This window comes from Robiginitalea sp., assembly GCF_049588695.1.
In the GTDB taxonomy this organism is placed as follows: domain Bacteria; phylum Bacteroidota; class Bacteroidia; order Flavobacteriales; family Flavobacteriaceae; genus Robiginitalea.
In genome coordinates, this window is record NZ_JBAVZJ010000329.1 from 1 (window position 1) to 9,078 (window position 9,078).

The window sequence follows — 9,078 nt, forward strand, 5'->3', positions numbered from 1 at the left end:
CCCGTAGCCGGTCCATATATTCAAAGGCGCCATAATACTCTTTAAGCAGGCGCTCAAATTCAGGATTTGGGGGCTTCAGGTAGGCAGTGTCCTTCCCACAGAGCACCACATGGGTTCCGGGGATGGTTTCCAGGCGTTCCAGCACCTGGTCCCGAAGACCCGGGTCGAGAGGGGTGGAGAGCAGTTCCCGCCCCTGGTGGCGTACCAGACCACCGTTTTCCGCAATAACTACCAGCTGATCGAGAACAGGCGTCAATTTAACCGCAATACTCTCGTACTGCCGGCCACTCGCAGCCACAAACTGAATGCCGTGTTCGCTCAGGGCTTCAAATAATTCAAAGAAGCGGGAACTGACCTGGTGGCGGGAATTCAGCAAAGTCCCATCCATATCGGTAACTACGAGTTTAACCGGCGTAAGATCCATCGGTGATGTGTTTGGGGTAAAGTTATATTTATATGTACATTTCCCACTTCGTTTAACATAATCTTCATGAAATCATGACCTGGCTTCAGCGCGAATTCCAACTGCCTCCCTTTCCCCGGGGTTTTCACCTGATTACTTCTGAAATTAAGCGGCAACTGCCTGAAATGTCCCAGGTTCAGGCCGGTCTGTTGCATATCTTTATAAAGCACACCTCAGCCAGCCTGACCTTGAATGAAAATGCGGATCCTACAGTCCGCCGGGATTTTGAGCGACATATGAATGTTATGGTTCCGGAGGATCAATCTTATTACGAGCATACCCAGGAAGGTTCTGACGATATGCCAGCCCATATAAAGGCCTCCCTGATGGATAGCTCCCTGATGCTTCCTGTTAGCCGGGGGACGCTGAACCTGGGCATTTGGCAGGGGGTATACCTGTGTGAACACCGAAATCGGGCCGGAGGCCGGACGCTCCTGCTTACCCTGCAGGGAGGGTAAAAAAAACCCCGGCCAGTGGCCGGGGTCTATGCGAGAAAATAAACAGGTTCTATTTTACCTTATCCACAACGGCCTTGAAGGCCTCCGGGTGGTTCATAGCCAGATCGGCGAGAACTTTTCGGTTCAGGTCGATATTATTGGCCTTTACCTTACCCATGAATTGTGAATACGACATTCCGTGCATACGGGCTCCGGCATTGATCCGGGCGATCCACAGGGAACGGAAATTTCGTTTTTTGGTTCTGCGGTCTCTGTAGGCGTATACCATCGCCTTTTCTACCGCGTTTTTGGCTACTGTCCAGACGTTTTTACGTCTTCCAAAGTATCCTTTGGCTTGCTTCATCACCTTTTTGCGACGGGCTCTGGAAGCAACTGAATTTACTGATCTTGGCATTTTTCTTTGTTTTTTGTAGCAGGCGTCCCGTTTTTAAGGGCTCTTTTAGGGCCTGACTCCAGGGTTACACATTTTACCGGTTCAACCGCGGCTTATTTCAGGCGCAATTGTTCTTTAATACTATTCTCATCGGACTCATGGACCAATGTAGAATGCGTCAGTTTAAGCTTTCGCTTTTTCGACTTTTTGGTCAAGATATGGCTCTTAAAGGCGTGCTTTCTCTTGATCTTTCCAGAACCGGTAAGCTTAAATCGCTTCTTGGCACTGGACTTTGTCTTCATCTTGGGCATCTCTTGCTCGTTAAATTAATAGTTCGCTTTCTCGCTAATTACTTTTTTGCCTTCGGGGCGATGAACATGGTCATCCGCTTTCCTTCGAGCCTTGGCATCTGTTCGACCTTTCCGAAATCTTCCAGGTCCGTAGCCAGGCGGAGCAACAATATCTCCCCCTTATCTTTATACACAATAGATCTTCCCTTAAAAAAAACGTAGGCCTTGAGCTTGGCGCCTTCTTTCAGGAATTTTTCTGCGTGTTTCTTTTTAAAATCGTAATCGTGGTCGTCGGTGTTTGGACCAAATCGAATTTCCTTTACAACTACCTTGGTAGCTTTGGCCTTCATGGCCTTGTCGCGTTTCTTCTGCTCGTAAAGAAACTTCTTATAGTCAATAACCTTACATACCGGGGGATCCGCTTTCGGTGAGATCTCCACAAGGTCAAGACCTTGTTCTTCTGCCATTTCCATGGCTTTACGGGTCGGATAAACTCCCATTTCTACGTTGTCACCGACCAGTCGAACCTCTGATACAGTAATTTTATCGTTAATCCTGTGGGGAAACTTATTCTCCCTTTTGGGCCGTGGCCTGAATCTTCTTCGTATTGCTATGACTTTATGTTTTAATTAAACTTCTTTGAACCTCTTTAAGGTACTATTTATTTCGTTTTTGACCAAGTCTGAAAATGCCTCCACCGACCGGGCTCCCAGATCTTCGCCCCCGTGCCTGCGCACCGAAATGGTACCCTGGTCCATTTCCTGGTCGCCTACAATGAGCATAAACGGCAGTTTCTGCATCTCGGCTTCCCGGATTTTTTTCCCTACCGTCTCGCTGCGAGCGTCCACGAGGGCGCGAATTTCGCAATTTTCCATGGATTTTAAAACTTTTTGGGCGTATTTTTCGTGTTTCTCACTGACCGGCAGTACGATAGCCTGAACCGGCGTTAGCCACAGTGGAAAATTCCCTCCGGTATGCTCCAGGAGGAGGGCCACAAACCGCTCCATACTCCCAAAAGGAGCGCGGTGTATCATAACCGGGCGGTGAGACTCATTGTCACTGCCTTTATAGGTGAGGTCAAAGCGTTCCGGCAGGTTGTAATCTACCTGTATCGTCCCGAGTTGCCACTTGCGCCCCAGGGCATCCTTGACCATAAAATCCAGTTTCGGCCCGTAAAATGCAGCCTCCCCGGGTACAATTTCAAAATTCATTTCTTTTTCACGTGCGGCGTTGATGATGGCCGCTTCCGCCAGTTCCCAGTTCCCGACAGACCCGATGTATTTTTCAGGGGTCTCCGGGTCCCGGACAGATACCTGGGCGGTATAGTCGTCAAAGCCCAGGGAGGTGAGTACATACAAGGAGAGGTCAATCACCTCTTTAAACTCCTGATCCAGTTGTTCGTGGGTGCAGAAAATATGTGCGTCGTCCTGGGTAAACCCGCGTACACGGGTAAGCCCGTGTAATTCCCCGCTCTGTTCATAGCGATAAACAGTCCCGAATTCCGCAAAGCGTTTTGGCAGTTCCCGGTAACTGTAAGGTTTTGCATTATATATCTCACAATGGTGCGGACAATTCATGGGTTTGAGCAGGAACTCCTCATCCTGTTTGGGGGTGTGGATGGGCTGGAAACTATCTTCCCCGTATTTGGCGTAGTGCCCGGAGGTTACATAGAGTTCCTTTTGCCCGATATGTGGGGATACCACCATTTCATACCCGGCTTTTTTCTGCGCTTTTTTCAAGAAATTCTCCAGGCGTTCCCTCAGGGCCGCACCTTTGGGCAGCCACAGCGGTAAACCCTGGCCGACTTTTTGGGAAAAGGTAAAAAGTTCCAGCTCTTTTCCCAGTTTTCTGTGGTCCCTTTTTTTAGCCTCCTCCAACAGGTGGAGGTAGTTAGTGAGTTCTTTCTGTTTCGGGAAAGAAATACCGTAGACCCGGGTGAGTTGGGGGCGGTTTTCATCCCCCCGCCAATATGCGCCGGCCACGTTGAGTACCTTGAAAGCCTTGATGATTCCCGTGTTGGGGATATGACCCCCACGGCACAGGTCGGTAAAGGTATCGTGGTCGCAGAAGGTAATTTCCCCATCCTCCAGGTTTTCGATCAGCTCGACCTTGTACTGATTTTCGTGATCTTCATAATAGGAGAGCGCATCTGCCTTGGAGACTTCACGCATTTTGAATTCGTGTTTACCCCTGGCAATTTCCATGGCTTTTGCCTCTATGGCCGGAAAGTCTTTTTCAGAAACCGTGTGATCCATAAAATCCACATCGTAGTAGAAGCCATTGTCAATGGCCGGGCCTATAGTGAGTTTGATCCCGGGGTAGAGTATCTCCAGGGCCTGGGCAAGGACGTGGGATGAGGAGTGCCAGAAAGTCTTTTTTCCCTCCTCGTCGTTCCAGGTATACAAAACCAGGGAACCGTCCGTCTCCAAAGGGGTCACGGTCTCCACCTTCCTATTGTTAAAACGGGCGGAAATCACATTTCGGGCCAGTCCTTCACTGATTCCCCGTGCTACTTCAATGGGTGTTACGCCTTTCGGATGGGTTACAATTTTACCGTCGGGTAAGGTGATGTTTATCATAGTCTGGGCTCTGAGGGCGCTAAGATACTATCTTCGGGAAACGCAGGCAACCATATCGCGTATGGCATAGGCTTATTTTCGATTTGAAAAGAGGGCGTTCACCAGGGTTCGGATTCCGTAGAATCCCATACCCACGGCTGCAATGGCCATAATAATGCCCAGGATCAGGACCGGGAGGTACCACGGGTGTTCCTGGTTCTTAAAAGCCTGGTAGAGCACAACAGGGGCTGTAAACATTAGGGCCAGGGTATAGAACATCCGTTTGACTCCTTTGGTCAGTAACTCTCGATCTGTTTTCAACGGTTTCTCTGCTTTAGGGATCCTAAAAATAGTAAGAATTGCTATCTTCTGCATCTTAAACCCTTTTCTTATGAAATCAGAAATGACTGCAAGGGCCCGGGAAGTCCTCGAAGGAAACTGGCAGGATGGTTTTACGATTCCCTGCAAGGGCCTGTATCCCTTTCAGTGGAACTGGGATTCCGGATTTATCGCCCTGGGTTGGGCACATCTGGATATGGAACGGGCCAAGCAGGAACTGCGTTCGCTCCTGATGGGGCAATGGTCCAATGGGTTTCTGCCGCATATTGTATTTCACAATGAGGCTGAAACGTATTTTCCCGGCCCTGGGGTCTGGGATGTCGGCGGCAGGAGTCCGCATGCCCCTGCAGCCCCGACCTCGGGGATTACCCAACCGCCGGTCCTTGGGTACGTACTGGAACAGCTCTATGAAATCTCAGGGGAGTCGATACTGGATTTTGTCCGGGAAGTCTTTCCGGCACTTTTCAGATGGCATCATTATTTCTATACCCATAGGGACCCCAGGGAGGAAGGGCTGGTCTACATCTGTCATAACTGGGAGGCCGGGACGGATAATACCCCGGTTTGGGATACTATCTGGGCGGATCTCGATTCCCCCGAATACGAACTAAACCGAAGGGATACCCAGCACGTGGATGCCTCTAACCGCCCGAGTAACAGGGAATATCAACACTATATTCACCTGGTGGAACTTTTTAAGTCGTGGAATTACGACGATGTCCAAATTGCCGGGAAAAGTCCGTTCCTCATTCAGGATCCGCTCTTTAATGCACTGCTCTTGCGTTCCAATGAAGGACTCATCCGAATGGGGCAATTATTGGGAAGGGCAGCTGAAGTAGACCAGCTGCAACGATGGCAAGCCCTGTCAAAAAAACACTTTCACCAGAAACTCTATTGCCCTGACCAAAAGGGGTATATCTATTATGACTTAAGGGGAAACCGCCCGCTGAAAGCCCTTTCTTCCTCCTCATTTGTTCCGCTTCTGGCAGGGATTCCACCGACAGAGACAGCTGGTGAAATCGTCAGTGCACATCTGGACAGGGGCACTTTTTCGGGAGCCGGGGGGGAATTTTACCTGTGTCCCTCCTTCGATCCTTCCAGTCCTTTTTTTGATCCGAAGCGCTATTTGAGGGGCCAGGTCTGGATTAATTTAAACTGGCTGATTTACCGGGGTTTGTTGCGATATGGCTTTAAAGAAGTTGCGGAAAAGCTGAGGTCGGATACTCTGGACTTGCTGGAAGAGTTTGGTTTTTACGAGTATTTTGACCCCCGACGCCATCTGGAACCCGGGCACTTCAGAGGATATGGCGGCAACCATTTTTCCTGGTCCGCAGCCCTCTATTTGGATTTTGTAAACGGAAAACCTGTATGAATACACTGGATTACGTCATCGTAGTGGTTTACCTGCTTGGATTTTTAGGCATGGGGTACTTTTTTAAGGACAATAAGGACTCCAGCGACTATTTTCTGGGGGGACGCAGTATGAGCTGGTTTCCCTTGAGCCTCTCTACCATGGCTACCCAACTCTCGGCCATTAGTTTTGTCTCCGCACCTGCTTTTGTCGGGCTTAAACTCGGGGGAGGGATGAAATGGCTCAGCTTCGAATTTGCCGTTCCTCTGGCGATGTTGTTTATTATGATTTTTATCGTTCCCCCCTTGTTCCGCTCAGGGGTGGTGAGTATATACGAGTTTGTGGAAAGGCGTTTCGGGGTATCCACCCGCCTGATTCTGAGCGTTGTATTCCAGATCAGCAGGGCGCTGGGGACGGGAGTGATGGTCTATACCATTGCGATCATACTCCAGGCGGTTCTGGATATCGATTTTGTCTATACAATTTTGATCATCAGCGTCATCACGATTATTTATTCCTGGCAGGGCGGGATGAAAGCGGTGGTTTGGGGGGATGCCATCCAGATGATGATCCTCTTTGCCGGGCTGCTGACCTGCCTGTTTTACGGTTGGCATCTGTGGAGCACATCAGGGGGTCCGGAACTCGGTTTTGATTCGGCCCGCCTGCAGGTTATCGATTTCAACTGGGGCCTGGAAATGGGCGAGGAGTACGGTTTCTGGCCGATGCTCATCGGGGGATTCTTCCTTTATGTATCCTACTACGGATGTGATCAGACCCAGGCCCAGCGCATGCTCAGCGCAAAAAACGAACAAACCATCCGCAAACTGCTACTGGCCAATGGCTTGATCCGTTTTCCTGTGGTATTGCTCTATTGCACCGTGGGGCTTTTTATCGGGGGGTTGGTTACCCTGGACCCGGATTTTCTCGGTGAAATCACAGCTATGACACAGAAGTATTTTCCACAGGAGTACGCCTCCTCGGGGACAAAGGCAGACCTGATGATACCCATATTTATTACCAAATACCTCCCGCATGGGTTTATCGGATTGCTGATGGTCGGTATACTGTCGGCGGCCATGTCCTCTTTGAGTTCCACGGTGAATTCCCTCTCGGCGGTGAGCGTGGAGGACTTTTTTAACCGGGGTACCAAAAAACTGAGCACGCGCAGGTATATGATGATTTCCAAAGGCGCCGTCGTATTCTGGGGTGGTGTTTGTATGGCGGCCTCTTTCCTTTTCGGGGGCAGCAAGAGCGCTGTAATTGAAATTATAAACGCCATCGGATCTGTCTTTTACGGCCCGGTCCTGGTCACTTTTTTATTGGCGATGTTTTCCAAAAAAGTAACTACAAAAGGGATGAATGCGGGGATTGTTATCGCAGTCCTGATCAACCTGATGTTTAGTAAAACCATGCAACAAATCCTCGGGATAGATCTGGGGGTCCATATTTTTTGGATCTGGCTGAATTTTACAGGGGTGCTGCTCACTTTAGGGGTGGCCTATCTGGTGAGCTGGTTATTTCCCGATAAGGTTGCACGCGAGTACCTCCCCGAAGCCGCCCGGCCCAGCTGGAATGACTTCAGGCAAAAGGAGGTAGTGATTCTGCTGGTGTTTTTTGTAGTCATTATAGCCTTTAGTGCTATCCTCCCAAACCTGTACGGATGAGAATTGCCCTGATCCCGGATAAGTTTAAAGGCTCCCTGACGGCCACCCAGGTTTGCGATGCCATGGAAGCCGGTATTCGTGAGGCCTACCCCGGAGCCGAGATTCGAAGATTTGCGGCCTCGGATGGGGGAGATGGCTTCCTGGAGGCGGTTCGTGCGGTGCGCCCTGTGGAAGTGGTACAAGCCTTGGTTACCGATCCGATCGGTCGCGAGATTACAGCTCCATTTTTATACGACCCCAGAACCGGTGATGCCTTTATAGAAATGGCCAAAGCTTCCGGGATGGAAATGCTATCCCCCGGGGAGCGCAACCCGATGCGAACAGATACCCGGGGTACCGGTCAACTCATTCTCAAAGCCGTCCAGAGGGGTGCGCGCCATATTTTTGTGGGTCTGGGCGGGAGCGGAACCAACGATGGGGGATGCGGTATAGCTTCCGTTTTCGGGTATCGTTTTCTGGATAGGGATGAACAGGCCTTGCTACCTGCGGGGGGTAACCTGGAACGGATAGCCCATATCGTCCAGCCGAAAGACCTTCCGATTCCCAGGCAGGTCCGTATAACAGCCGTCAATGATGTGAACAACCCCCTTTGGGGCCCACAGGGCGCGGCACAGGTTTATGCGGCCCAGAAAGGCGCTTCCCCTGAGGACATCCATCGACTGGACGCAGGACTTCAAAACCTGGAGGAGCGCGTCCGGGAACAGCTGGGCGTAGATTCCGGAAGTTTGCCCGGGGCTGGGGCAGCGGGGGGTACAGCCTTCGGGCTGAAATGTTTTTTAGGGGCTGATTTTACCAGTGGCACGAACCTGGTCCTCCGGCTTAACGGTTTTGAGCACTATCTAAGCAAGCATAAAACGGCTTATGTCTTCACCGGCGAAGGCCGTATCGACGCCCAAACCCTGAATGGAAAATTGATTCAGGGAGTCCTTCAGCTCGCTTCGGCTCAAAAATGTCCCGTGGTGGCGATTTGCGGAAAATGCGACGCCCCTATGGATGCACTAAAAAGCTTGGGGTTCGAGGCGGTACTTGAAGTATCGGATCCGCGTAAATCCCTGGACTATGCCATGGCCCATGCCCATGAGTTGGTCGCCGAAGCGGTACAGGGGTTCCTGCAACAAAATAAATAAGAAGTCTTACAATTAGAGGAGTCTTATTGAATGGTAATCGTTCGGACCTCCTCCTGTACAATGGCGAAGTACCCTAAAGGAAAAACGTCGGGTCTGTTGGCATTGTCGACGATTTCTTCATTATCGAGCCCGGTGACATCCACCACATTTCCGCGGACTGTGGCGACAGGGGTTTGAAAGATGCCCTGTTGATTCCCACTTTGGGTGATCAGTAAGTCCATGTAGTTGTAAAATGTGTCATCGACCCCCATGATACTAATCTGGAGTTCTGTCCCCGGTTCAATGGGGTCTGTATAGAAATAGGAAAACTGAAAAAACTGCCCCTGATAAAAGGTGTCTTCGGTAACCAGGAATTCGGTCGGGCCAAAGTCGAAAAGATAGTAATTCTTCTCCAGCGGCGGGTCGGTAAAGGCCACAATGACCTCTGTTTCATCTCCTTCAAACAAGGTAGCCCT

11 protein-coding genes are annotated in these 9,078 nt (G+C 50.4%); 4 read left to right on the plus strand and 7 right to left on the minus strand.

All coding sequences use genetic code 11. The features are described from left to right. On the minus strand, positions 1–424 hold a 424-nt coding region (locus WBV75_RS08025; RefSeq protein ID WP_424120114.1), incomplete at its 3' end, for an HAD family hydrolase. Between the two features lie 74 nt (positions 425–498). Between WBV75_RS08025 and WBV75_RS08030 the strand changes: the two genes are divergently transcribed. Then, positions 499–921, plus strand: coding sequence for a secondary thiamine-phosphate synthase enzyme YjbQ (locus WBV75_RS08030; RefSeq protein ID WP_424120115.1), 423 nt, complete (start codon positions 499–501; stop codon positions 919–921). A gap of 49 nt (positions 922–970) precedes the next feature. On the opposite strand, the gene rplT is transcribed toward WBV75_RS08030, so the two are convergent. From rplT to WBV75_RS08055, 5 genes are all read right to left on the minus strand, one after another. Further along, positions 971–1,315: a 50S ribosomal protein L20 gene (rplT, locus tag WBV75_RS08035; RefSeq protein ID WP_424120116.1), complete on the minus strand. Its 345-nt coding sequence runs from the start codon at positions 1,313–1,315 to the stop codon at positions 971–973. Positions 1,316–1,407: 92 nt separating this feature from the next. Continuing rightward, a complete protein-coding gene (gene rpmI / locus WBV75_RS08040) occupies positions 1,408–1,605 on the minus strand; it encodes a 50S ribosomal protein L35 (RefSeq protein ID WP_424120117.1) in 198 nt (65 codons plus the stop codon). A gap of 38 nt (positions 1,606–1,643) precedes the next feature. Continuing rightward, entirely contained in the window at positions 1,644–2,138 is a 495-nt protein-coding gene (gene infC, locus WBV75_RS08045; RefSeq protein WP_424120124.1) for a translation initiation factor IF-3, read from the minus strand. 75 nt (positions 2,139–2,213) lie between these two features. Then, positions 2,214–4,163, minus strand: a complete 1,950-nt coding sequence (thrS, locus tag WBV75_RS08050; RefSeq protein WP_424120118.1) for a threonine--tRNA ligase — start codon at positions 4,161–4,163, stop codon at positions 2,214–2,216. A 72-nt stretch (positions 4,164–4,235) separates the two neighbouring features. Next, positions 4,236–4,463 (minus strand): DUF6095 family protein, encoded by a 228-nt coding sequence (locus tag WBV75_RS08055; RefSeq protein ID WP_424120119.1) that lies wholly within the window; start codon positions 4,461–4,463, stop codon positions 4,236–4,238. A 70-nt stretch (positions 4,464–4,533) separates the two neighbouring features. Between WBV75_RS08055 and WBV75_RS08060 the strand changes: the two genes are divergently transcribed. From WBV75_RS08060 to WBV75_RS08070, 3 genes are read left to right on the plus strand one after another with little or no spacing between them, the layout of a single operon-like run. After that, a complete protein-coding gene (locus WBV75_RS08060) occupies positions 4,534–5,853 on the plus strand; it encodes an amylo-alpha-1,6-glucosidase (RefSeq protein WP_424120120.1) in 1,320 nt (439 codons plus the stop codon). Next, positions 5,850–7,496, plus strand: a complete 1,647-nt coding sequence (locus WBV75_RS08065; protein WP_424120121.1) for a sodium:solute symporter family transporter — start codon at positions 5,850–5,852, stop codon at positions 7,494–7,496. The genes WBV75_RS08060 and WBV75_RS08065 overlap by 4 nt, the downstream gene beginning before the upstream one ends. Then, entirely contained in the window at positions 7,493–8,623 is a 1,131-nt protein-coding gene (locus WBV75_RS08070; RefSeq protein WP_424120122.1) for a glycerate kinase, read from the plus strand. The genes WBV75_RS08065 and WBV75_RS08070 overlap by 4 nt, the downstream gene beginning before the upstream one ends. Before the next feature lie 23 nt (positions 8,624–8,646). On the opposite strand, the gene WBV75_RS08075 is transcribed toward WBV75_RS08070, so the two are convergent. Then, a partial coding sequence (locus WBV75_RS08075; protein WP_424120123.1) for a DUF4249 family protein occupies positions 8,647–9,078 on the minus strand: 432 nt, incomplete at its 5' end.

What these genes read in the sequence shown, in the direction of transcription:
- WBV75_RS08030 (WP_424120115.1), top strand. Translation starts at nt 499, where the DNA reads ATGACCTGGCTTCAGCGCGAATTCCAACTGCCTCCCTTTCCCCGGGGT.
- rplT (WP_424120116.1), bottom strand. Translation starts at nt 1,315, where the DNA reads ATGCCAAGATCAGTAAATTCAGTTGCTTCCAGAGCCCGTCGCAAAAAG.
- rpmI (WP_424120117.1), bottom strand. Translation starts at nt 1,605, where the DNA reads ATGCCCAAGATGAAGACAAAGTCCAGTGCCAAGAAGCGATTTAAGCTT.
- thrS (WP_424120118.1), bottom strand. Translation starts at nt 4,163, where the DNA reads ATGATAAACATCACCTTACCCGACGGTAAAATTGTAACCCATCCGAAA.
- WBV75_RS08060 (WP_424120120.1), top strand. Translation starts at nt 4,534, where the DNA reads ATGAAATCAGAAATGACTGCAAGGGCCCGGGAAGTCCTCGAAGGAAAC.
- WBV75_RS08065 (WP_424120121.1), top strand. Translation starts at nt 5,850, where the DNA reads ATGAATACACTGGATTACGTCATCGTAGTGGTTTACCTGCTTGGATTT.
- WBV75_RS08070 (WP_424120122.1), top strand. Translation starts at nt 7,493, where the DNA reads ATGAGAATTGCCCTGATCCCGGATAAGTTTAAAGGCTCCCTGACGGCC.